The following is a 22,149-nucleotide window of genomic DNA, read 5'->3' on the forward strand; positions in this document are numbered from 1 at the left end:
AGCAGGTCCGCATATCCAGCAGGTCCGCACATCCAGCGCATCGAGCGCGTACCGAGATCGGAGACGTGTCATGGCCCAACCCGCCGCCGTGGCCACCCCGCCCCCCAAGGCGCCCCGGCGCCGTACGGCGACACCCCGCCGCCTGCCGTATCTGCTGATCGCGCCCGCGGGCCTGCTGATGCTGGGCTTCATCGCCTACCCGGTCATCAGCGTCTTCTACTACAGCTTGCAGAACTACAACGTCACCAAGCCGTGGCGGAACGGTTTCGCCGGACTCGACAACTTCCGGCGGATCTTCACCGAGGACGACCAGTTCTGGTCGACGCTCGGCTTCAGCGCCCAGTGGGTCTTCACCCAGGTCTCCCTGCAACTCGTGCTCGGCCTCGCGCTGGCGCTGATCGTCAACCAGACCTTCATCGGCCGGGGCATCTCCCGGGCCCTGGTCTTCTCGCCCTGGGCCGTCTCCGGTGTGCTGACCAGCACCATCTGGATCCTGCTCTACAACTCCTCCACGGGCTTCAGCCGTTACCTCGCCGACGCCGGGATCGGGGACTACGGCACCTCGGTGCTCTCGGACACCGGAACCGTCTTCTGGGCGGCCACGGTCACCGAACTCTGGCGCGGCGTGCCCTTCTTCGCCATCCTCATCCTCGCCGACCTCCAGTCCGTCTCCAAGGAGCTGTACGAGGCGGCGTCGGTCGACGGCGCGGGCAGGCTCCGGCAGTTCTTCCACATCACCCTGCCGCACCTGCGCGACGCGATCATCCTGGCCACCCTGCTGCGCGGGGTCTGGGAGTTCAACAACGTCGACCTGCTCTACACCCTCACCGGCGGCGGCCCGGCAGGCGAGACCACCACGCTGCCGCTCTACGTCGCCAACACCGGCATCGAGGGACACGACTTCGGGTACGCCTCCGCGCTCACCACCGTCGCCTTCGTGATCCTCCTCTTCTGCTCGATCGTCTATCTGCGCCTGAGCAAGTTCGGAGGCGACAACAAGTGACCGCCGTACTGACCGAGAAGAACGGCACCGCCCGGCCGGCCGCCCGCCTCGGCGGCACATCGCCCCCCGCACGCCGGCGCACCGGAGGGGAGCGCGCCTACGACGACGTACCGCGCTGGCAGATCTATCTGCCGCTCGGCCTCTACCTGCTGTTCACGATCGTCCCGTTCTACTGGATGCTGCTGTTCGCCCTGCGGCCCGCCGGCTCCACCGCACTGGTGCCCTGGCCGATGACCGGCGAGCACTTCTCCAAGGTCTGGAACGAGCGCAGCTTCGCCGTCTTCTTCCAGAACAGCATGATCGTCGGCGTCGCCACCCTGATCGCCACCACCCTGGTCGCCCTGGCCGGCGGGTACGCCCTGGCCCGGTTCGACTTCAAGATCAAGGGCGCGTTCATGCTGGCGCTGCTCTGCTCGCAGTTCATTCCCGGCGCGCTGATGCTCGTGCCGCTCTTCGAGATCTTCCGGAACCTCCAGATGATCAACTCCCTGTGGAGCGTCGTCATCGCGGAGACCGTCTTCCAGCTCCCCCTGTCGATCATCCTGATCAGCGGGTTCATCAAGAACGTCCCGGTCACCCTGGAGGAGGCCGCCTGGGTCGACGGGTGTTCGCGCTTCACCGCCTTCCGCGCGGTCGTCCTGCCGCTGCTGCGCCCCGGCCTGATCGCCGTCGGCTCCTTCGCCTTCGTCCACAGCTGGAACCACTTCCTGTTCGCGCTGATGTTCCTCAGCGAACAGGACAAGCAGACGATCCCGGTCGGCCTCAACACCCTGATCGGCGCGGACAGCGTCGACCTCGGCGCGCTCGCGGCGGGCGGGGTCATCGCCGCGGTGCCCGTCGTGATCGTCTTCGCGTTCATCCAGAAGTGGCTCGTCACGGGCTTCAGCGCGGGGGCGGTGAAGGGATGACCGAGCCGACCGCCTCCGCTGCCGACGCCTTGACCGCCGCCTCCGCCGCCGACGCGCCTCTCCCCGCCACCGCCACCGCCGCCGCCTCGACCGCCCCCGCCGCCCCCGCGCCCCTCCCCGTCGTGCTGGCCGGTGCCCGGGGTCACGGCCGCTGGCACCTGGCCAACCTCCGCCGGCTCCAGGACCAGGGCCGGGTGCGGCTGGCCGGGATCTGCGAGCTGGAGCCGCTGACCGCGGACGAACTGGCGGCCTTCGGCCTCCTGGGCGGCGACACACCCGAACAGTCCGCCGACTTCGGGGCGCTCCTGGACTCCACCGGAGCCCGTGCCGCCGTCGTCTGCACCCCCATCCCGACCCACCCCGGCCTGGCCCTGACCGCCGCGTCCCGGGGCGTCCACCTGCTGCTGGAGAAGCCGCCCGCCGCGAGCTGGGCCGACTACGCGCGGATGGCCGACGGCGTCCGGCGGGCGGGCATCGCCTGTCAGGTGGGCTTCCAGTCGTTCGGCTCGCACGCCGTGCCCGCCATCCAGGACCTGGTCCGCTCCGGGGCGATCGGGAAGCTCACGGGGATCGGCGCCGCCGGGGCCTGGGTCCGCGACGACGCCTACTTCCGCCGGGCTCCCTGGTCCGGCCGGCGCAGGCTCGGCGCCACCGACGTGGTGGACGGCGTGCTCACCAATCCGCTGGCGCACGCCGTGGCCACCGCGCTCGAACTCGCGGACCGGGGCACGGCCGAGGACGTCCTGTCCGTCGAGACCGAGTTGTTCCGGGCCCACGACATCGAGGCGGACGACACCAGCTGCGTCCGCGTCACCACCACCGGCGGCCTGCCCGTCACCGTCGCCGCCACCCTCTGCGCGGCGCGCGCGGGGGAGCCCTATGTGATCGTCCACGGCGACCGGGGCCGGATCACCTTCTGGTACAAGCAGGACCGCGTCCTGCTCCAGCGCGCCGGTCACGGCCCCGAGGAGAACGTCCACGGCCGGACCGACCTCCTGGAGAGCCTGGTCGACCATCTGGAGCACGGTTCGGCGCTCCTGGTGCCGCCGGAGCGCACGGGAGCGTTCATGCGGGTCGTCGAGGCCGTACGGACGGCCCCCGAACCCGTCGCCCTGCCCGCCGACGCCTGGGAGACCCGCTACGACGCCCCCGGCGGGGGTGCGCGGCGTACGGTGCACGGCATCGACGACCTGGTCGCCGCCGGGGCCGAATCCCTCGCCCTCTTCTCGGAACTGGGCGCGCTCTGGGCCCGGAGCAGCGAGGCGGCGACCTCATGAACCGACCCGTCGCGGCCCCGTCCGCCACCCCGCCCGCGCTCCCCGGACTCCTCGACTGCGCCGGACGCACGGTCGCCCACTACGGCTACGGGTCCGCCGCGGACGGCCGGCCCCGCCTGCACCCCGTCACCACGCTCGCCGGCCGCACCGTCACCGAGGAGCGCCCCGCCGACCACCCGCACCACCTGGGCGTCTCCATCGCCGTGCCCGACGTGGCCGGCCGTAACTTCTGGGGCGGGCGTACCTATGTCCGGGGGCAGGGGCCCACCGCGCTCGACAACCACGGCGTCCAGCGCTGCCTCGGCCGGGAGCGGCACGGCCCCGGCGGGTTCACGCAGTCGCTTGCCTGGGAGGCGGACGGCGTCGAGCTGCTGCGGGAGCACCGCACGGTCAACGCCGTCGAACTCTCCGGTACCGCATGGGTGTTGGACCTCTCCTTCGCGCTCACCAACCACTCGGCCGACGGCCTGTCCATCGGCAGCCCCGCGACCAACGGCCGCCCCGGAGCCGGTTACGGCGGTTTCTTCTGGCGTGCCCCCAAGGAGGCCGCACCGCCGGACGTGTTCACCGCCGACCGTGAGGGCGAGGAGGCGGTGCACGGCCGGCCCGCCGACTGGCTCGCCCTCGCCGGGGACGGCTGGACCCTCGTCTTCGCCGGGGCGGACGAGGAGACCCGGCGCGACCCGTGGTTCGTGCGGACAGCCGAGTACCCGGGCGTCGGCTCCTCCCTCGCGGCGGACGTACGGCTGGCCGTGCCCGCCGGAGCCACCGTCGTACGCCGGATCGTCACCGTCGTCGCGGACGGCAGGCCGGACCGGGAGACCGCCGCCGGGTACGTCCGACGGGCGGTGACCGCGTGAACCGGCCCTGGACCGCCGACCTCGGCAACGGCACCTACCGCAACCCGGTGCTGAACGCCGACTGGTCCGACCCGGACGTCGTCCGCGTCGGCGAGGACCACTACCTCACCGCGTCCAGCTTCGGCCGGTCCCCGGGGCTGCCGCTCCTGCACTCCCGCGACCTGGTCAACTGGACGCTCATCGGGCACGCCCTGGACCGCGTCGGACCCGCCGACGACCTCGCCCGGCCCTGCCACGACGCCGGAGTGTGGGCGCCCTCCCTGCGGCACCACGCGGGCCGGTTCTGGATCTTCTGGGGCGACCCCGACCACGGCGTCCAGCAGGTCAACGCCGAGCACATCGAAGGACCCTGGAGCGCCCCGCACCTGCTCAAGCCCGGCCGGGGGCTCATCGACGCGTGCCCCCTGTGGGACGAGGAGACCGGCGAGGCCTACCTCGTCCACGCCTGGGCCAAGTCCCGCTCCGGGATCAAGAACCGCCTCACCGGCCACCGCATGAGCGCCGACGGACGCGCACTCCTCGACGAGGGCCGGACCCTGGTCGACGCCGACCGGATACCCGGCTGGTTCACCCTGGAGGGCCCCAAGCTCCACCGCCACGACGGGTACTTCTGGATCTTCGCCCCGGCCGGCGGGGTGGAGACCGGCTGGCAGGGCGCGTTCCGGTCGCGGGACTTCTCCGGACCGTACGAGGAACGCGTCGTGCTGTCCCAGGGGCGCACCGACGTCAACGGCCCACACCAGGGCGGCTGGGTGCGGACCGCCGCCGGCGAGGACTGGTTCCTGCACTTCCAGGCACGCGGGGCGTACGGGCGGGTCGTCCACCTCCAGCCCATGTGCTGGGACGCGGAGGGCTGGCCCGTCATCGGCGACGCGGGCGAACCCGTCTCCACGCACTCCAAACCGGCCGCCCCCGAACAGCCCGTGACAGCGCCCGCCGTCGACGACGACTTCCCCGGCGGCGCCCACGGCAAGCAGTGGCAGTGGACGGCCGGCCCCCGCCCCGACGCGTGGACCGGGCACTCCGAGCACGCCGCCGACGGACTGCGGCTCACTTGCGTACGTACGACGGACGCGCATGACCTGCGGCTGCTGCCCAACGTTCTGGTCCAGCGACTGCCCGCCGAGGAGTTCACCGTCGAGGTGGACCTCGTGCTGCACAGCGCCGAGCCGGGCGCCAAGGCGGGCCTGGCGGTGCTCGGGGGTGCGTTCTGCTGGATCGGCCTGGAGGCCGGGGAGGACGGGACGCCCCGGCTCGTGCACCGGTACGCCGAGGGCGTCGCGGAAAGCGAACGCGACGCGGCCGGGGCCCGCGCCTCGCCCGACGGCCGGGCCCGGCTGCGCATCGAGGTCACGGCCGGGGCCCGCTGCCGCTTCTCCGCCGACACGGGCGACGGGTTCCGGCCATCGGGGCAGGTCTTCGCCGCCACCCCGTGGCGCTGGGTCGCCGCTCTCCTCGGCCTCTTCGCCACCGCCCCGCCGGCCGGACCGGGCACCGGGACGGGCCCCGCAGGCACCGCGCTGTTCACCGCCTTCCGCGCCACCCACCGACCCCCGCAGCAGCAGTACGCAGCCACCCCGACCGATCCGACAGGAAAGAGCCGACCATGAACACCTCGAAGACCCGGCGGGGGCGTACCGCATCCGCCGTCTCCCTCGTAGCAGCCCTCGCGCTGACGGCCGCCGCGTGCGGCGACGACGGCAGCGGAGCCGGCACGGAAGGAAGCGGCACGGGCGAGATCACCTTCTGGGACAACAACGGCGGGCCGCGCACCGCCATCTGGACCGAGATCATCAAGGACTTCGAGAAGCAGCACCCGGACATCAAGGTGAAGTACGTCCCGATCCCCATCGCCGACGTCCAGTCCAAGTACGACACCGCGATCGCCGGCGGCGGACTGCCCGACGTGGGCGGGGTCGGCACCGCCTACCTCGCCAACATGGTCTCGCAGGAGGCCCTGGAGCCGGTCAACAAGCGGCTGAAGGGCTCCGCCCTGGAGGGAAAGCTCGTCGACTCCATGGTCGAGAGCGTCAGGTCGGCCGCCGGCCGGGGCGAGGACATCTACTCCGTCCCGACCTCCGCGAACAACGGCGTGCTCTGGTACCGCACCGACCTGTTCGAGCAGGCGGGGCTGAACGCCCCCGACACCTGGGCCGACTTCTACACCGCGGCCGAGAAGCTCACCGACGCCGAGAACAACGAGTTCGGCTACACCATCCGCGGCGGCGCCGGCTCCATCGCCCAGGCACTGGACGCCACCTACGGCCAGTCCGGCATCACCGAGTTCTGGGACGGTGACAGGACGACGCTCAACGACCCGAGGAACGTCGTCGCGCTGGAGAAGTACGCGGGCCTCTTCAAGAGGACCACCCCCGCGGCCGACGTCAACAACGACTTCACCAAGATGGTCGCGCAGTGGGACACCGGCACCATCGGCATGCTGAGCCACAACCTCGGCTCCTACCAGGACCACGCGAAGGCCCTGGGCGACGGCAAGTTCGCCGGCATCCCGGCCCCCATCGGGGACAGCGGCACCCGTGTGCAGGTCTCCAACCCCGTCGACGGACTCGGCCTCTTCCGGTCGAGCGACAACAAGACCGCGGCGTGGAAGTTCATCGAGTTCGCCGCCTCCCACGCGTCCAACAGCAAGTGGAACGAGTCGGCGGGCGCCATCCCGGCCAACGCCGAAGCGGCGAAGGACCCGTGGATCAACGAGACCGAGCCGACCGCGCTGGCCGCGAAGGCGCTGACGGACGGCTCCACCAAGGTCGTCGACCTGCCCTACTACCTGCCCGACTGGAACAACATCAGCAAGGCGGACAACGAGCCGGAGTTCCAGAAGCTGCTCCTCGGCAAGATCACGGCCAAGCAGTTCCTGGACACGATGGCCGAGGAGCTGAACGCCGCCAACAAGGAGTGGGCGGAGCTGGGCAACGGCTGAGCCCGAGCCGCCTTTCGAGCTCCCTTCCCCCCTCCCCCCTCCTCCCTTCCCCTCTTCCCTCCTTTCCCCCGTAAGCGAGTACGCCCTTCGAGAGAGGCAGCCCTCCCGTGTCACTCACCCGCAGACAGACGGTCACCGCACTGCTCACCCTTCCTCTTCCCCTCGCCCTCACCGCCACGCCGGCGTCCGCCCACGGCAGCGGACCCGGCAGAGCCCGCCCCCGTACGCTCCACATCGCCGGTGACTCCACGGCCGCCGCGAAATCCGCCGAAGCCGCGCCCGAGACGGGCTGGGGCATGGCGCTCCCCTTCTTCCTCTCCCGCCACTTCCGGGTCGCCAACCACGCGGTGAACGGCCGCAGTTCCAAGAGCTTCATCGACGAGGGCCGCCTCGACGCACTCCTGGGCGGCGTCCGCCCCGGCGATCTGCTCCTCGTCCAGTTCGGGCACAACGACGAGAAGACCGGGGACCCGGACCGCGGCACCGACCCCTACACCACCTACCAGGAACACCTGCGCCAGTACGTGCGGGGAGCCCGCGCACGACAGGCCCGGCCCGTGCTCCTCACCTCCGTCGAGCGGCGCCGGTTCGCCCCCGACGGCACCGCCCGGCCCACCCACGGCGAGTATCCGGCCGCGATGCGCGCCCTGGCGGCCGAGGAGGGCGTCCCGCTGCTCGACCTCCAGGCGCTGTCGCTCGCCCGCTGGCAGCAGCTGGGTCCGGACGGCACCCTGCCGCTCTTCCTGTGGCTGAAGCCGGGGGAGTCGCCCAACCACCCGGACGGCAAGGAGGACAACACGCACTTCAGGCCGCCGGGCGCGGTCGACGTGGCCCGGATGACGGCACGCGCGCTGCTGGACGAAGGCGTACTCGCGGCCCGCGACCTCCGCCGCCTCAAGGACCCGATCCCGGACGAGTGGATCACCTGGGGCCGGCCGGACTGACCGGCGGAGCCCCTCTCGCTTCTCCGCCACCCGGCTCCCTGAGCCACCCCGCTCCCTTCGCCACTCCCTCTTCTCCACCCCCCCCGTCTTCACTCCCTTTCTCCGCTCCTCCGACGACAGAGAAGGTTTCGCCATGCCCGCACGCACGCGTCACACCCGGGCCGTAGCCGTCACCCTGGGCTGCGCCTCGCTGGCCCTCGTGCTGAGCGTTCCCGCCCAGGCAACCCCCCGGCCGGGCCCCCACGGCACGGGCATCGAGCGCGCCGTACTGCCCGCCGGGGACGGCTGGGCCGCCGCCGATGGCTCCACCACGGGAGGTGCGGCCGCCGCACCCGAGCACGTCTACACGGTGACCGACCGGGCCGAACTCATCGCCGCCTTCGAGGAGGCGGGCGACGCGCCGAAGATCGTCAGGGTCGCCGGCACCATCCACGGAAACTCCGACGCCGACGGCACCCCGATCGGCTGCGAGCAGTACGAGACCGACGGATACACCCTGGAGAAGTACCTCGCCGCCTACGACCCGGAGGTCTGGGGCACCGACCGGTCGCCCGAGGGCCCGCTGGAGGACGCCCGCGCGGCCTCCGCGAAGCTCCAGCGGGCCGCCGTCAACGTCCGGGTCCCGTCCAACACCACCCTGGTCGGAGTCGGCGAGAACCCCGGGATCATCGGCGCCAGTCTCCAGGTCCGGGACGTCTCCAACGTCATCGTCCGCAACATCTCCTTCGAGGACACCTACGACTGCTTTCCCCAGTGGGACCCCACGGACGGCGAGGCGGGCGCCTGGAACTCGGAGTACGACAACCTCGTCGTGTACGGCTCCCGGCACGTCTGGGTCGACCACAACACCTTCAGCGACGGCGACCGCCCCGACTCCGAGCAGCCCCACTACTTCGGCCAGGTGTACCAGCAGCACGACGGTCTCTTCGACATCGTGCGCGGCGCCGACCTGGTCACCGTGTCGTGGAACGTCCTCAAGGACCACGACAAGACGATGCTCATCGGCAACAGCGACGGCGCCGGCGCGACCGACCGGGGCAAGCTCCGCGTGACGCTGCACCACAACCTGTTCAAGGACGTCAAGGAGCGCGCGCCCCGCGTCCGCTTCGGCAAGGTCGACTCGTACAACAACCACTTCGTCGCCACGCACGGCGGTTCCTACGGATACACCTACGGCATCGGCGCAGAGTCCCGCCTGGTCGCCGAGCACAACGCGTTCACCCTGGCCGGCGGGGTGGACAGGGCCACTGTCCTGAAGAAGTGGTCCGAGGCCCCGCTCACCGCTGAGAACAACTACGTCAACGGGCGCAGGACCGACCTGATCGCCGTGCACAACGCGGGCGTTCCCGACGAGCAGCTCGCCGAGGGCGCCGGCTGGACCCCCGAACTGCGCACGACGGTCCACCACCCCTGGGCCGTCCCCGTGCTGGTCGGCCTCAAGGCCGGGGCGGGCAAGGCGTCCGGCCGCCGATGACCGGCGCGTACCCCCCGACCCCCGGCCACCCCCGTTCCCGAAGCGGCTCGCGCCCCACCGCGCGTTCCGCCTGCCCGCGTCCCTGAGAAAGAACCGGCCGGAGCGGCACCGCATGCTTTCCACCACCCCGGAGAGCGCCGCTCCGGCCCCCGCCGTCAGCCCGGAGGAGTACCGCCATGCCCACCCGACGCACCGCCCTCTCCCTGATCGCCGGCGCGGGCGCCACGCTCGCCCTCGGCACACCGGCCGCCCACGCCCGGCCCGCGCACCCCCGCCCCTTCGGCCGCTACGGCTCTCCGGCCCGTCGCCGCGACCCCCGCACGCTGTACGTCGACGCGCACGGCCGGGGCGACCACACCGACGTCCAGTCCGCCGTCGACGCGGCCACCGGAACCGGCCGCACCATCGTGATCGCCGCCGGCGTCCACCGGGCCACGCTCGTCGTCGGCGCCGGACACCGCGACCTCACGCTGATCGGCGCGAGCCCCGACGCCCGCGACACGGTCCTGGTGTACGGCAACGCGGCGGGCACGCCCAAGTCCGACGGCTCCGGCACCCTGGGCACCAGCGGCTCGGCCTCCGTCACGGTCAAGGCCGCGGGCTTCACCGCCCGCGACCTGACCTTCGCCAACGACTGGCTGCGCTCCGACAACCCCGAGTACACCGGCACCCAGGCGGTGGCGATCAAGGTCCAGGGCGACCGGTCGGCGTTCCACGGCTGCCGGTTCCTCGGCCACCAGGACACGCTGTACGCCGACTCGCCCTCCCTCGCCGTGTTCGCCCGGCAGTACTACCGCGACTGCTATGTGGAGGGTGACGTGGACTTCGTCTTCGGCCGCGCCTCCGCCGTCTTCGACAGCTGCCACTTCCGCACCCTCACCCGTACCGACCGGGCGTCCGCCCCCTACGGCTTCGTCTTCGCGCCCAGCACCGCCGGGGCCAACCCGCACGGCTACCTGGTCGTGCGCTCCTGTGTGACCAGCACGGCCCCCGACGGCTACTACAAGCTGGCACGCCCCTGGGTGCCGTCCTCCGACCCCACCGCGCACCCGATGCTCACCGTCCGCGAGAGCCTCCTGGGTGCGGGCATCGACGCGCCGGAGCCGTACGGCACCATGTCCTCCGGCTTTCCGTGGCAGGACCAGCGCTTCGCCGAGCACCGCAACACCGGGCCCGGCGCCCGGATCACCGTCCCGGCGAACCGGCCCCAGCTCAGCGCCTTTGAGGCCCGCGCCCACCTCCCGGCCCACTGGCTGGGCGACTGGCGTCCGCGTGGGTGATCCCGGGCGGCACGGGGCGGACAGGGCCCGCACCTCCCTTCGTACGGAGGTGCGGGCCCTGTCCGGATCGCGGGGCGGGTGCCGCTCGTGCGGCGGCCGGGCGAAGCCCGACAGGAGGCAGGAGGAGCGTCAGCTCGCGTAGGTCTCGTACTCGGCGATCCTCGGGGTGCCGGTCGAGCTGACGATCTCGAAGGTGATCTTGCGCAGCGTGGTCCGGGGGAAGGAGATGGTCCCCGCCCCGTCGCCGGAGTTCAGGACGGCCCCGGTGTCGGCGTCCAGGAGCCGCCAGGCCCCGATGGCGCCGGCGGAGCCCGCCGCCTCCCGGATGACGACCGCGGACACGGCGGTGGGGGAGTCCCACTTGATCGAGGCGTGACCGGTCGGACCGGCGGGCGACCAGTAGGTGCTCAGGTCACCGTCGCGCAGGTTGCCGTAGCTCGTCCCGGAGGCCTTGCTCGACCCGTCGGAACCGGCGCCGATGCTGAGGTTGGTCCCGCTCGGCGGCGTGGGGTCGGTCGGGCCGGGCGTCGGATCGGTCGGGCCGGGTGTCGGTTCGGTCGGCGGCTGCGCCGAGCAGTTGCCGTCCGACACCTTCAGCCCCTTGCCCGCGCCCGCTGTCCGGCTCACGACGTCCGGCACGCAGCCGGCCGCGTCGGCGGCGTAGGAGTAGGGGATGCCGACCGTGGTGGTGGACTTCATGTCCGGCCCGGCGGGCTGGTTGTCGCCGCCGGGGCTCGACCAGGTCACGCTGTCCAGCGTGTTGCCGCTGACCTGCCAGTAGCCGGCCGCGTCGGTGTAGAAGGTGCCCAGGACGTCCTTGGAGTCCTCGAAGTAGTTGTTCTCCACCTTGGCGCGGGCGCCGGCGCGGGAGTTGATGCCGGAGCTGTTGAGCCTCACGTAGTGGTTGTTGTACATGTGGGCGATGCCGCCCCGCAGCAGAGGTGCGCGGGAGTCGATGTTCTCGTACAGATTGTGGTGGTACGTGACGAACCCGTTGGAGACGTCGCTCTCGCTGGACCCCACCAGGCCGCCGCGCCCCGAGTCGCGCAGGACGCTGTAGGAGAGGGTCACGTACCGGGTGTCGGCCTTCATGTCGAAGAGGCCGTCGTACCCTTCGGACTCGCCGCCCGACGCCTCCAGTGTCGTGTGATCGACCCAGACGTTGCGGACGCCGGACTCCATGCCGATGGCGTCACCGCCGTTGGAGGTGGGGGAACCCGACTTCTTGACGTTCCGGACGGTCACGTTCTGGATGACGATGTTGCTGGACTCGCGGATGTGGATGCCGATCTGGTCGAAGACGGCGCCACCGCCGACGCCCACGATCGTGACGTTGCTGATCTGCTTCAGCTCGATCACGCCGTCGGCCGTGTTGCAGCTGTCGCCGGACACCTTGCTGGTGTTGCCGTGGTTGATGGTGCCTTCGACCTCGATGACGATCGGAGTGCTGTCGGCGGCGCGGCCGCACAGGGCCGCGTGGATCGCGGTGCCGGTGGTGGCCCGCACGGTCCGTCCGCCGGCGCCGCCGGTGGTTCCGCCGTTCTGGGTGGCGTAGCCGGTGGCGCTGCCGGTCGCCGCCGACGCCTCGGGCGCCGACAGCACCACGCCGGTGGCGGCCGCGAGGGCCAGGGTGGCCACGGCGGCCTGCAGCCGCCGTGCGAGTGGTCGTCTCATGTTCGTCTCCCCATGCGTCTTCGGATGGTGGGTGATGGAGATGGGAGGGCGGGCTGTGCTCGACATGTCAGGTCCATGACATATAGGAGCGCTCCAACGCGCGGTCGCGCGACGGGGGCCGGGGATGGGGCCGTGGGGTAGAAAGCGCTTTCTCGCGTGAAGATAGAAGAGGGCGGGCGGCTCTGGCAAGGTGCGTGCAGTGTCTGGACCCGTTCGGCCACTCGATGCGCCCCTTGAGGCAAGTCCTGCTGCGAGCCGCTTGGTTGAGATGTCGGCGGCGGGATGCGCGCCGGTCGCAGCTGTGGCCCCGGGCCGGTAGGCGCGGGGCCACAGCACATCCGCAGGAGCGGCTCAGTCCGCGACCGGCTGGGGCGGCGTCCCCGTCAGTGCGGCCAGGTACGCCTGGGCCGACAGTGCGGGCCGGGTGAGCGGAGCGGCCTGGCCGGCCCAGAGGGCGGCGAGGTCCGGGCGGCCCTGGGCGGCCGCCGCGACCCGGACCGGCTGCATGAGGAGGCTCTGGAGCGGGTACGCCGGCACCGCCCCCTCGTGCGCGGCCATCTCCCGTACGAACCTGTTCGGGATGCCCCGGGCCGGGCGGCCCGAGTAGAGCCGGGTGAGCACCGTCGAACGTGCCTCGGCGCTGTGCAGCGCCCGCTTGTGGACGGCCGGTGCGCCGGACTCCTCGGTGGCGAGGAACCCCGTACCCACCTGTACGGCGTCGGCCCCCAGCGCCAGCGCGGCGGCCACACCCCTGGCGTCGGCGATGCCGCCCGCCGCGACCACCGGCACCGAAACCGCGTCGGTGACCTGTGGAACCAGCGAGAACGTCCCCACCAGCGACTCCGCCACCGGCCGCAGGAACGCCCCGCGGTGCCCGCCCGCGTCGCTGCCCGAGGCGACGACCACATCGACGCCCGCTCGCTCCAGCGCCACGGCCTCGTCCACTGTGGTCGCCGTACCGATCAGCACGATGCCGCGTCGCCGCGCCTCCTCGATCACGCGTGCGGGCGGTACGCCCATCACGAAGCTGATCACCGGTGGCGCCGCCGCGAGCAGGGCATCGGCCTGGTCGTCGAAGGCGGGGTGTTCCACCGTGCCCACGGCGTCGGAGTGCGACGGTGGCAGAGGGAGACCCAGTTCATCGGCGTACGGGCGCAGCCGCTCGCCGTGAGCCGCCAGCTCGGCCGTTCGGAAGGAGGACCGCTCTCCCTCCTGCGGGACCCAGAGGTTCACTGCGAACGGCCGCTCCGTCGCGGCCCGTAGCTTCCCGACCACCTCTGTGATCGCGGCGGGGGCCATGATGTGCGCCCCGTACGAGCCGAGACCGCCCGCCTCGCTGACCGCCGCCGCCAGCGCTACGGTCGACAGCCCGCCGCCGAACGGCCCCTGGATGACCGGCTGCTGGAGCCCCAGCAGCTCTCCGAGCCGCCCGGCGCTCATGCCGAGGCCAGATGCGAGGCGGCGGGATGTGCGGTGGCCTCCCGGCCGTGGGCGAAATGGAGTGCGGTGCGCGCCACCCGGCTGCCGAGGTGATGGGCCGTACGGAGGTCGGAGTCGCCGGGTGCCTCGTCGGGGCCGAGGTCGGAGGGGGACTGGGCCATGGCGCCGAGGAAACCTCCCAGGCGGTTGAGTTCGTCCGGGGTGCCGGTCGAGGTGTAGGCCCAGCCGGGCAGCAGTCCGAGGGAGATCCAGTGCATGCCGTGCTGCCCGGCCAGGACGGCCATGGAGAGCAGCGCGTTGTCCTTGTTCCCGTTGAGGCCGGCGGAGTTGGTGAAGCCGGCCGCGAGCTTGTCCTGCCAGCCGCGAGCCGCCCAGACCGTACTGCTGGCTTCGGCGAACTGCTGGAAGGCGGCGGAGGTGGCGCCCATGTAGGTCGGTGAGCCGAAGACGATCGCGTCGGCCGCCTCCAGGGCCGCCCAGAGGTCAGGGTCGAGCGTGGTCACGTCCCGTAGATCGGCCGCCGCCCCGGCCACCGAGTCGACGCCCGCCGCGACCGCCGCCGCCTGGCGGGCCGTGTGCCCGTAGCCGCTGTGGAAGGCGATGGCGACGGAGGCGGTGGGCGGCCGGATGTCATCGGGGGCGGCGGTGTCCGTGGACGCGGGCGCGGGGTGTCCGGGCATGAGGTCTCCAAGATCGACGGCGGGCTGGTCCCGCCACCGTGAATGACTCTAGACGACCGGTCAACTAAAAGCATCCGCAGATGCCTGACCCCTTTAGTTGACCGGACGTATACTCGCCACCATGGGACGTACCAGCACCGCGAAGGAACGACTGGTCGGCGCGGCGGAGGAGCTGATGCGCGGCCGTGGCTACGGCAGCCTCGGCGTCGCCGAGATCTGCGCCAGGGCGGATGTCAGGAAGGGCAGCTTCTACCATTTCTTCGCGTCCAAGCAGGCTCTGACGGTGGCAGTGGTCGACGGCTACTGGGAGTCTCAACGCGCCTGCTGGCGTGGGGAGTTGGGCGGAGAAGGTCCCGCTCTGGAGCGGCTGGAGCGGTTGCTGGCCGCTATGACAGGGGTCCAGTGGCGGACGAAGGAGCAGTCGGGGGCCGTCGAGGGCTGCATGCTGGGCAACCTCGCCCTGGAGCTGAGCACCCAGGAACCGGACGTACGGGCCCGGCTGGAGGAGGTCTTCGACGAGCAGATCCGCCTCGTGGAGGGCGCGCTCGCCGACGCGGCGGCCGAGGGGGCCATTCCCGGCGGCCGCGCCACCACGCAGACGGCCCAGGCGGTCATCTCCCAGCTGGAGGGACTGGTCCTCCTCGCCAAGCTCAAGAACGACCCGGCGGTCCTGGACGGGCTGTGGCCGCACACGTTGCTGCTGCTTCAGGCGGCGGCCCCGGCGTAGGGCTCTGAACGCGGGGCCGGCCGGGTCCGGTGCACCGGGCCGGTCTCGGCGTCGGTGTCGAGGCGCGGCTTGATGTCCGCGTGCCGCAGCGGCGGCCGTCTCGGCGTCGGAGAGGATCTCCTTCGCGGCGGTCCTCGCCTCCTCGGAGGCGTCCTCGGGCAGGGCGTCGAGCGCGGTCTGAGCGTCGGCGTCGTCGTACGCCTTCTGTGCCTCTACCGCCGCCTTTTCGAGCTCCTTGACGGCCGGTTTGGCCTGCGTTCTGCGCGGCGGGCTTGGTGTCGGCGAACGCGGGGGTGCCGGAGAGCGTGACGGAAGGCGTCGTCACGGCGACGGCGACGGCCGTTGGCCAATGCCGTGGGAAGCCTTCCCCGCCTCTTGTCTGATGGGTCGTCAGGTACGACGATGGCGGCCGTCACCCGGAGCGGCACCGCCCCGGGCCGGAGGGGAAGGAGGCCGCCGTGCCGATATCGCCCAGCGGGCCGCTGTCGTACGGGATGCAGCTGCCGGTCCAGTCGCAGAGCGCCATCTACGCGGAACCCTGGGAGGCGGCGGCGACCCCCGCCGATCTCGTCCGCGTCGCCCGCGCCGCCGATCACGGCGGCTTCGCCTACATCGCCTGCTGCGACCATGTCGCCATCCCCCGGCGGCTCGCCGAGGGCATGAGCACCGTCTGGTACGACCCCGTCGCCACGCTCTCGTTCCTCGCCGGGGTCACCGGGCGGGTCCTCCTGATGAGCCATGTCGCCGTCATCGGCCTGCGCCACCCGCTCGTCACCGCCAAGCAGTACGCCACCCTCGACCACCTCAGCGGCGGGCGGCTGATCCTCGGGGTCGGGGCCGGGCACGTACGGGAGGAGTTCGAGGCGGTCGGGGCGGACTTCGACGGGCGCGGGGGTGTCCTCGACGAGAGCATCGACGCGCTGCGCGCCGCGCTCGGGCCGGAGGAGTACCCGGAGTTCGCGGGCGAGCGGTTCTCGTTCGGCGGGCTCGGCCAGCTGCCCCGGCCGGCCCAGGAGCGGGTGCCGGTCTGGGTGGGCGGCTCCTCGCCCGCCGCCACGCGCCGGGCCGCCGTGCGCGGGGACGGGTGGCTGCCGCAGGGCGACCCCCGGGAGCGGCTGCCCGAGCGGATCGCCCGGGTGCACGCCCTGCGGGCCCAGGCGGGCGTCGAGGAGCCGATCGTCATCGGCGCGATCACCGAACCGCTGTACGTGGGTGAGCCGGCGTGGCCCGTCGGGCGGCGGACGCTCAGAGGGGAGCCCGAAGCGCTCGCGGAGTCGCTGCGGGAGTACGCGGCGATCGGCGTGCACCAGATCCAGGTGCGCTTCCGCAGCCGGAGTGTGGACGAACTGACCGATCAGATGGCGGCGTTCGGTGCGGACGTGGCCCCTCATCTCGACAGCTAGGGGAAAGCGTCATGGGCAAGCTGGACGGGCGGGTCGTCCTCGTCACCGGGGCGGCGCGCGGGCAGGGCGAGCAGGAGGCGCGGCTCTTCGCGTCCGAGGGCGCGCGGGTCGTCGTCGCCGATGTGCTGGTCGAGCAAGGGGAGGCGCTGGTCGAGGAGTTGGGCGAGGAGTTCGGCGGGGGCACCGCTCGGTTCGTCCGGCTGGACGTCGGGCGCGAGGAGGACTGGGCCGCCGCCGTCGCCGTGGCCAAGGACGCCTTCGGGAAGATCGACGGGCTCGTCAACAACGCGGGCATCCTGCGCTTCAACGAGCTGGTCGACACCCCGCTGGCGGAGTTCCAGCAGGTGGTCCAGGTCAACCTCACGGGCGCGTTCCTCGGGATCCGGGCCGTCGCGCCGGAGATCGGGGCCGCGGGCGGCGGGACGATCGTCAACACGTCCTCGTACACCGGTCTGACCGGCATGCCCCTGGTCGGCGCGTACGCCGCGACCAAGCACGCGGTGCTCGGGCTGACCAAGGTCGCCGCCATGGAGCTGGCGGCGAAGGGGATCCGGGTCAACGCCGTCTGCCCGGGGGCCGTCGACACCGCGATGAGCAACCCGGCCCTGCTGGACGCGGGCGCCGACCCGACGGCGTCGAGCGCCGCCCTGGACGCGTACTACCGCAAGCTCGTGCCGCTGGGGCGGATCGGCCGGCCCGCGGAGGTCGCCGCGCTGGTCCTGTTCCTGACCTCGGAGGACTCCTCGTACATCACCGGGCAGCCGTTCGTCATCGACGGGGGATGGCTGGCCGGGGTCAGCCCCTTCTGAAGTGCTCCGAAGCTCTCTGGAGGCACCTCGCCTGACGTCGCGTCAGGTATTGACGGGCCGCGGTGGCGGTGGAACAGTCGGTCGCATCGCAATCTGACGATGCGTCAGAAAACTCAGGAGAACTTGAGGACGGTGAACCTCCGTGGAATTCGGGCTCTTTGTCCAGGGGTACGTGCCCGCCGCGCGTGCCAAGGTGGACCCCGAGGCAGAGCACAAGGCGCTGATCGAGGAGACCGAGTACGTCATCCAGGCGGACAGGTCCGGCTTCAAGTACGCCTGGGCCTCCGAGCACCACTTCCTGGAGGAGTACTCGCACCTCTCCGCCAACGACGTGTACCTCGGCTATCTGGCACACGCCACCGAGCGCATCCACCTCGGCTCCGGCATCTTCAACCCGCTCGCGCCCGTCAACCACCCGGTGAAGGTCGCCGAGAAGGTCGCGATGCTCGACCATCTCTCCGAGGGACGCTTCGAGTTCGGCACCGGGCGGGGGGCGGGCAGCCACGAGATCCTCGGGTTCATGCCGGGCATCACCGACATGAACCACACGAAGGAGCTGTGGGAGGAGACGATCGCCGAGTTCCCCAAGATGTGGCTCCAGGACGAGTACGCCGGCTTCCAGGGCAAGCACTGGTCGCTCCCGCCGCGCAAGATCCTGCCGAAGCCGTACGGGAAGTCCCACCCGGCCATGTGGTACGCGGCCGGGTCGCCGTCCTCGTACGCCATGGCGGGCCGGAAGGGGCTCGGCGTGCTGGGCTTCAGCGTGCAGAAGGTCTCCGACATGGAGTGGGTCGTCGAGTCCTACAAGAACGCGGTCAAGGACGCGGATCCGGTGGGGGCGTTCGTCAATGACAACGTGATGGTGACGTCCACCGCGATCTGTGCCGAGACGCACGCCAAGGCCGTGGAGATCGCGGTGGGCGGCGGGCTGCACTACCTCCAGTCGCTGCTGTTCCGCTACCACGACACGTTTCCGCGGCCGGAGGGGATTCCGGAGTGGCCGCAACTGCTGCCGGAGTACACGGAGGAGATCGTCGAACTGCTCATCGCGGAGGAGCTGATGATCTGCGGCGACCCGGACGAGGTGCTGAAGCAGTGCCGGCGGTGGGACCGGGCGGGGGCGGACCAGCTGAGCTTCGGGCTGCCGATCGGGATCAGTCCCGAGGACACGATGAACACGATCCGGCTGATCGGGGAGCACGTGATTCCGCAGATCGACACGGATCCCGTGCACAGGACCTCGCGGTTCCGGGCCGCCACGGGCTGAGGCTCCCGGGGCTCTGCCCCGGACCCCGCTCCTCAATCGCCGGAGGGGCTGAAAACGCTCCTCAAGCCCCCCGCCGGCAAGCCGGGCGGCGTCTTCCCGGACCGTCGCCCTGTGAGCCGGGGTACGTACCGCGGCCCGAGCGTGCGTACCCCGGCTGTCCCACCGCAGCCCCGGCCGGAGAAGGACCCACGGAGAAGGGAACCGTCATGCTCGACCACCTCATCCGCCGCGCGACCGTCGTGGACGGCACCGGCGGCCCCGCCCGTACCGCCGACGTCGGCATCCGCGACGGCAGGATCGCCGTCATCGCCGAGCCGGGGACGGTCACCGAAGAGGCCGTCACCGGTGAGGACGCCGACGGGCTCGTCCTCGCCCCCGGGTTCGTCGACCCGCACACCCACTACGACGCCCAGCTCTTCTGGGACCCCTACGCCACCCCCTCCATGAACCACGGCGTCACCACCGTCGCCGGCGGCAACTGCGGGTTCACCCTCGCGCCCCTGAACCCCGACCGGCCCGAGGACGCCGACTACACCCGGCGGATGATGTCGCGGGTCGAAGGCATGGCGCTCGCAGCCCTGGAGGAGGGCGTCGACTGGACCTGGTCGACCTTCCGCGAGTACCTCGACGCCCTCGAAGGACGCATCGCCGTCAACGCCGGGTTCATGGTCGGGCACTGCGCCCTGCGCCGGCACGTCATGGGCGCGGACGCGGTCGGCGGGCAGCCCACCCCCGCGCAGCTGGACGCCATGCTCGCGCTCCTCCACGACGCGATGGACGCCGGGGCCTGGGGGCTCTCCACCACCCAGTCCGCCACCCACTCCGACGGCGACGGCGAGCCCGTCGCCTCCCGGCACGCCCGGCCCGAGGAGTTGCTCGCCCTCTCCCGCGCGGTCGGGGAGCACGAGGGGACCCAGCTGGAGGCGATCGTCGCCGGGTGCCTGGACCAGTTCTCGGACGAGGAGATCGACCTCTTCGTCGACATGACGGCCGCCGCCGGGCGCCCGCTCAACTGGAACGTCCTCACCATCGACGCCGCCGTCCCCGAACGCGTACCGCGCCAGCTGATCCCCAGCGAACGGGCCCGCCGCGCGGGCGGCCGGATCGTCGCGCTGACCATGCCGATCCTCACGCCGATGAACATGTCGCTCGGCACGTTCTGCGCCCTCAACCTCATCCCCGGCTGGGGCGAGATCCTGGCCCTCCCCGTGCCCGAGCGGATCGAACGCCTCCGGGACCCCGCCATCCGCGCCGAGCTGCTGCGCCGCGCCGACAGCAAGGAGGCCGGGGTCTTCCGGCGGCTCGCGAACTTCGGCCGGTACGTCATCGGGGACACCTACAGCGCCGCCAACGAGGGGCTCGGCGGACGCGTCGTCGACGACATCGCGGCCGAGCGCGGCCAGGACCCCTTCCACTGCCTGGTCGAGATCTGCGCCGCCGACGACCTGCGTACGGTGCTGTGGCCGATGCCCACCGACAACGACCCGGACTCCTGGGCGCTGCGGCAGCGGACCTGGCAGCACGAGGACGTCCTGCTCGGCGGCTCCGACGCGGGCGCGCACCTGGACCGGATGTGCGGGGCCCCGTACACCACCCGCTTCCTCGGCGACTGTCTGCGCGGGCGCAGGCTCGTCCCGCTGACCGCCGCCGTCAAGATGCTCACCGACGACCCCGCCCGGCTCTTCGGGCTGCGCGAACGCGGCCGGATCGAGGAGGGCTTCCACGCCGACCTCGTCCTCTTCGACCCCGGGCGCATCGACGCCGGACCCGCCACGCTCGTCCACGACCTGCCCGGGGACAGCCCGCGCCTGGACTCCAAGGCCATCGGGATCGTCTCCGTACGCGTCAACGGCGTCGAGACCCTGCGCGACGACAAGGTGACGGGGGCGGTGCCGGGGACGGTGCTGCGCTCGGGCCGCGACACCCGGACGGTGAGTACGGCGTGAACCGCGAACCGCAGCGGCTGTTCATCGGCGGTGGGTGGGCCGAGCCCGCCGACGGCCACTACGAAGTGATCGACCCGGCCACCGAGGAGGTCGTCGGCCTCGCCCCCGAGGCGAGCCGCGCCCAGGTGTACGAGGCAGCCGCGGCCGCCAAGGACGCCTTCGGCCCCTGGTCGCGGACCCGCCCCGAGGAGCGCGCCGCGATCCTGGACCGGGCGGCGGACCTCGTCCAGCGCGACTTCCCCGCCCACGCCGAGATCGCCCGCGCGGAGAGCGGAGCCACCACCGCCACCGCCCGGGGGATGCAGGTCGCGGTGGGCGTCGCGCGCTTCCGGCGGTACGCGAAGGGGGCCCTGGAGCCCGTCGAGGAGGCCGTCGCCCCGCAGATCAACGAGGCCGGGCCGATGGGGCGGGCCGGGGTCTTCGGGGCGCTGGCCGTCCGCCAGCCGGTCGGCGTGGTCACCTGCATCACCTCGTACAACAACCCCTGGGCCAACCCGGCGGGCAAGATCGCGCCCGCGCTCGCGATGGGCAACACGGTCGTGGTGAAGCCCGCCCCGCAGGACCCGCTCTCCGTCTACCGGATGGCCGCAGCGCTCGCGGAGGCGGGCGTTCCGCCGGGTGTCGTGAACGTCGTGACCGGCTCGGGCGCGGAGGCGGGGGAGGCCGCCGTCGACTCCCCGGACGTCGACATGGTCAGCTTCACCGGCTCCACCGCCGTCGGGCAGCGCATCGCGGAGGTGTGCGGGCGCGGCATGAAACGGCAGCTGATGGAGCTGGGCGGAAAAGGGGCCGCGCTCGTCCTCGAAGACGCTGATCTCAGCTCCGCGGTCGCGGGGATCGGCACGACGTTCTCGTTCTACAGCGGACAGATCTGTACGGCTCCGACCCGCGTCCTGGTCCACCGGTCCCGCCAGGACGAGCTGATCGCCGCGCTGGCCGCGTACGCGAACCGCCTCACCGTCGGGGACCCCGCCGACCGGGCCACCGTGGTCGGCCCGGTCATCTCCGCCGCCCACCGCGACCGCGTCGAGGCGTACGTCGAGCTGGGCCGGAAGGAGGGGGCGCGGGTCGTCACGGGCGGCGTCCGGCCCGGCCGTCCGGACCGGGGCTTCTACGTGGCCCCCACCCTCCTCGCCGACTGCACCCAGGACATGCGGGTCGTCCGCGAGGAGATCTTCGGGCCGGTCGTCGTGGTCGTCCCCTTCGACGACGAGGAGGAGGCCGTCGCGCTGGCCAACGACAGCGACTACGGCCTCATCGACTACGTGTGGTCCGGCGATGTGGCCCGCGCCTTCCGCCTCGCCCGGCAACTGCGCGCGGGCGGGGTGGGTGTCAACACGGTCGGGCGGAACATGGAGGCCCCGTTCGGCGGGTTCAAGAAGAGCGGGGTGGGCCGGGACGTGGGCTCGTACGCGCTGCACGCCTACAGCGAGACGCAGGCGATCGTCTGGCCGGGCTGAGGTCACGTCCACCCGGCGCGGGAAAATTTTGAACCGTCACAAAACGGACAGTGCTG

18 protein-coding genes are annotated in these 22,149 nt (G+C 72.0%); 15 read left to right on the plus strand and 3 right to left on the minus strand.

Features of this window, described 5'->3' with window-relative positions:
- Positions 1-70: 70 nt before the first annotated feature.
- The 9 genes from ACGF2Y_RS22400 (at position 71) to ACGF2Y_RS22440 (ending at position 10,687) form a co-directional block, all read left to right on the plus strand.
- Complete coding sequence (locus tag ACGF2Y_RS22400) at positions 71-1,003, plus strand: carbohydrate ABC transporter permease (RefSeq protein ID WP_392950186.1); 933 nt, start codon at positions 71-73, stop codon at positions 1,001-1,003.
- Positions 1,000-1,911, plus strand: coding sequence for a carbohydrate ABC transporter permease (locus ACGF2Y_RS22405; RefSeq protein WP_392950189.1), 912 nt, complete (start codon positions 1,000-1,002; stop codon positions 1,909-1,911). Before ACGF2Y_RS22400 ends, ACGF2Y_RS22405 begins: the two co-directional genes overlap by 4 nt.
- Positions 1,908-3,188, plus strand: a complete 1,281-nt coding sequence (locus ACGF2Y_RS22410; protein ID WP_392950192.1) for a Gfo/Idh/MocA family protein — start codon at positions 1,908-1,910, stop codon at positions 3,186-3,188. The genes ACGF2Y_RS22405 and ACGF2Y_RS22410 overlap by 4 nt, the downstream gene beginning before the upstream one ends.
- Entirely contained in the window at positions 3,185-4,048 is an 864-nt protein-coding gene (locus ACGF2Y_RS22415) for a PmoA family protein (RefSeq protein ID WP_392950193.1), read from the plus strand. The genes ACGF2Y_RS22410 and ACGF2Y_RS22415 overlap by 4 nt, the downstream gene beginning before the upstream one ends.
- Positions 4,045-5,658 carry a family 43 glycosylhydrolase gene (locus tag ACGF2Y_RS22420; RefSeq protein WP_392950196.1) on the plus strand — a complete coding sequence of 538 codons (1,614 nt, stop codon included), beginning with the start codon at positions 4,045-4,047 and terminating at the stop codon, positions 5,656-5,658. The genes ACGF2Y_RS22415 and ACGF2Y_RS22420 overlap by 4 nt, the downstream gene beginning before the upstream one ends.
- A complete protein-coding gene (locus ACGF2Y_RS22425; protein WP_392950198.1) occupies positions 5,655-6,989 on the plus strand; it encodes an ABC transporter substrate-binding protein in 1,335 nt (444 codons plus the stop codon). Before ACGF2Y_RS22420 ends, ACGF2Y_RS22425 begins: the two co-directional genes overlap by 4 nt.
- A gap of 107 nt (positions 6,990-7,096) precedes the next feature.
- Positions 7,097-7,933, plus strand: coding sequence for a rhamnogalacturonan acetylesterase (locus ACGF2Y_RS22430; RefSeq protein ID WP_392950201.1), 837 nt, complete (start codon positions 7,097-7,099; stop codon positions 7,931-7,933).
- A gap of 133 nt (positions 7,934-8,066) precedes the next feature.
- Entirely contained in the window at positions 8,067-9,407 is a 1,341-nt protein-coding gene (locus tag ACGF2Y_RS22435; RefSeq protein WP_392950204.1) for a polysaccharide lyase family 1 protein, read from the plus strand.
- Positions 9,408-9,583: 176 nt separating this feature from the next.
- A complete protein-coding gene (locus ACGF2Y_RS22440; RefSeq protein ID WP_392950207.1) occupies positions 9,584-10,687 on the plus strand; it encodes a pectinesterase family protein in 1,104 nt (367 codons plus the stop codon).
- Positions 10,688-10,816: 129 nt separating this feature from the next.
- Here the strand turns inward: ACGF2Y_RS22440 and ACGF2Y_RS22445 are convergent, their stop codons facing one another.
- The 3 genes from ACGF2Y_RS22445 to ACGF2Y_RS22455 form a co-directional block, all read right to left on the minus strand.
- Positions 10,817-12,361 (minus strand): polysaccharide lyase family 1 protein, encoded by a 1,545-nt coding sequence (locus tag ACGF2Y_RS22445; protein ID WP_392950210.1) that lies wholly within the window; start codon positions 12,359-12,361, stop codon positions 10,817-10,819.
- A 351-nt stretch (positions 12,362-12,712) separates the two neighbouring features.
- Positions 12,713-13,801, minus strand: a complete 1,089-nt coding sequence (locus ACGF2Y_RS22450; protein WP_392950213.1) for an NAD(P)H-dependent flavin oxidoreductase — start codon at positions 13,799-13,801, stop codon at positions 12,713-12,715.
- On the minus strand, positions 13,798-14,481 hold the full coding sequence (locus tag ACGF2Y_RS22455; protein WP_392950216.1) for a flavodoxin family protein: 684 nt from the start codon (positions 14,479-14,481) through the stop codon (positions 13,798-13,800). The genes ACGF2Y_RS22450 and ACGF2Y_RS22455 overlap by 4 nt, the downstream gene beginning before the upstream one ends.
- A gap of 121 nt (positions 14,482-14,602) precedes the next feature.
- Between ACGF2Y_RS22455 and ACGF2Y_RS22460 the strand changes: the two genes are divergently transcribed.
- The 6 genes from ACGF2Y_RS22460 (at position 14,603) to ACGF2Y_RS22485 (ending at position 22,093) form a co-directional block, all read left to right on the plus strand.
- On the plus strand, positions 14,603-15,208 hold the full coding sequence (locus ACGF2Y_RS22460; RefSeq protein WP_392950218.1) for a TetR/AcrR family transcriptional regulator: 606 nt from the start codon (positions 14,603-14,605) through the stop codon (positions 15,206-15,208).
- Positions 15,209-15,666: 458 nt separating this feature from the next.
- A complete protein-coding gene (locus ACGF2Y_RS22465) occupies positions 15,667-16,611 on the plus strand; it encodes a TIGR03619 family F420-dependent LLM class oxidoreductase (protein WP_392950221.1) in 945 nt (314 codons plus the stop codon).
- A gap of 11 nt (positions 16,612-16,622) precedes the next feature.
- On the plus strand, positions 16,623-17,420 hold the full coding sequence (locus ACGF2Y_RS22470) for an SDR family NAD(P)-dependent oxidoreductase (protein ID WP_392950223.1): 798 nt from the start codon (positions 16,623-16,625) through the stop codon (positions 17,418-17,420).
- A 142-nt stretch (positions 17,421-17,562) separates the two neighbouring features.
- On the plus strand, positions 17,563-18,687 hold the full coding sequence (locus tag ACGF2Y_RS22475) for an LLM class flavin-dependent oxidoreductase (RefSeq protein WP_392950226.1): 1,125 nt from the start codon (positions 17,563-17,565) through the stop codon (positions 18,685-18,687).
- A 206-nt stretch (positions 18,688-18,893) separates the two neighbouring features.
- Positions 18,894-20,633, plus strand: a complete 1,740-nt coding sequence (locus tag ACGF2Y_RS22480; protein WP_392950229.1) for an amidohydrolase family protein — start codon at positions 18,894-18,896, stop codon at positions 20,631-20,633.
- The gene (locus ACGF2Y_RS22485; RefSeq protein ID WP_392950232.1) at positions 20,630-22,093 is read left to right on the plus strand and encodes an aldehyde dehydrogenase family protein; all 1,464 of its coding nucleotides are present in this window, start codon (positions 20,630-20,632) and stop codon (positions 22,091-22,093) included. The genes ACGF2Y_RS22480 and ACGF2Y_RS22485 overlap by 4 nt, the downstream gene beginning before the upstream one ends.
- Positions 22,094-22,149: the final 56 nt, after the last annotated feature.

Origin of the sequence: Streptomyces sp. NPDC048142 (assembly GCF_043202835.1) — a bacterium.
Lineage (GTDB): Bacteria > Actinomycetota > Actinomycetes > Streptomycetales > Streptomycetaceae > Streptomyces.

Bases quoted from the DNA above. Each gene is read 5' to 3' on its own strand.
- ACGF2Y_RS22400 (WP_392950186.1), top strand. From the start codon at position 71: ATGGCCCAACCCGCCGCCGTGGCCACCCCGCCCCCCAAGGCGCCCCGG.
- ACGF2Y_RS22410 (WP_392950192.1), top strand. From the start codon at position 1,908: ATGACCGAGCCGACCGCCTCCGCTGCCGACGCCTTGACCGCCGCCTCC.
- ACGF2Y_RS22415 (WP_392950193.1), top strand. From the start codon at position 3,185: ATGAACCGACCCGTCGCGGCCCCGTCCGCCACCCCGCCCGCGCTCCCC.
- ACGF2Y_RS22425 (WP_392950198.1), top strand. From the start codon at position 5,655: ATGAACACCTCGAAGACCCGGCGGGGGCGTACCGCATCCGCCGTCTCC.
- ACGF2Y_RS22435 (WP_392950204.1), top strand. From the start codon at position 8,067: ATGCCCGCACGCACGCGTCACACCCGGGCCGTAGCCGTCACCCTGGGC.
- ACGF2Y_RS22440 (WP_392950207.1), top strand. From the start codon at position 9,584: ATGCCCACCCGACGCACCGCCCTCTCCCTGATCGCCGGCGCGGGCGCC.
- ACGF2Y_RS22445 (WP_392950210.1), bottom strand. From the start codon at position 12,361: ATGAGACGACCACTCGCACGGCGGCTGCAGGCCGCCGTGGCCACCCTG.
- ACGF2Y_RS22450 (WP_392950213.1), bottom strand. From the start codon at position 13,801: ATGAGCGCCGGGCGGCTCGGAGAGCTGCTGGGGCTCCAGCAGCCGGTC.
- ACGF2Y_RS22455 (WP_392950216.1), bottom strand. From the start codon at position 14,481: ATGCCCGGACACCCCGCGCCCGCGTCCACGGACACCGCCGCCCCCGAT.
- ACGF2Y_RS22460 (WP_392950218.1), top strand. From the start codon at position 14,603: ATGGGACGTACCAGCACCGCGAAGGAACGACTGGTCGGCGCGGCGGAG.
- ACGF2Y_RS22470 (WP_392950223.1), top strand. From the start codon at position 16,623: ATGGGCAAGCTGGACGGGCGGGTCGTCCTCGTCACCGGGGCGGCGCGC.
- ACGF2Y_RS22480 (WP_392950229.1), top strand. From the start codon at position 18,894: ATGCTCGACCACCTCATCCGCCGCGCGACCGTCGTGGACGGCACCGGC.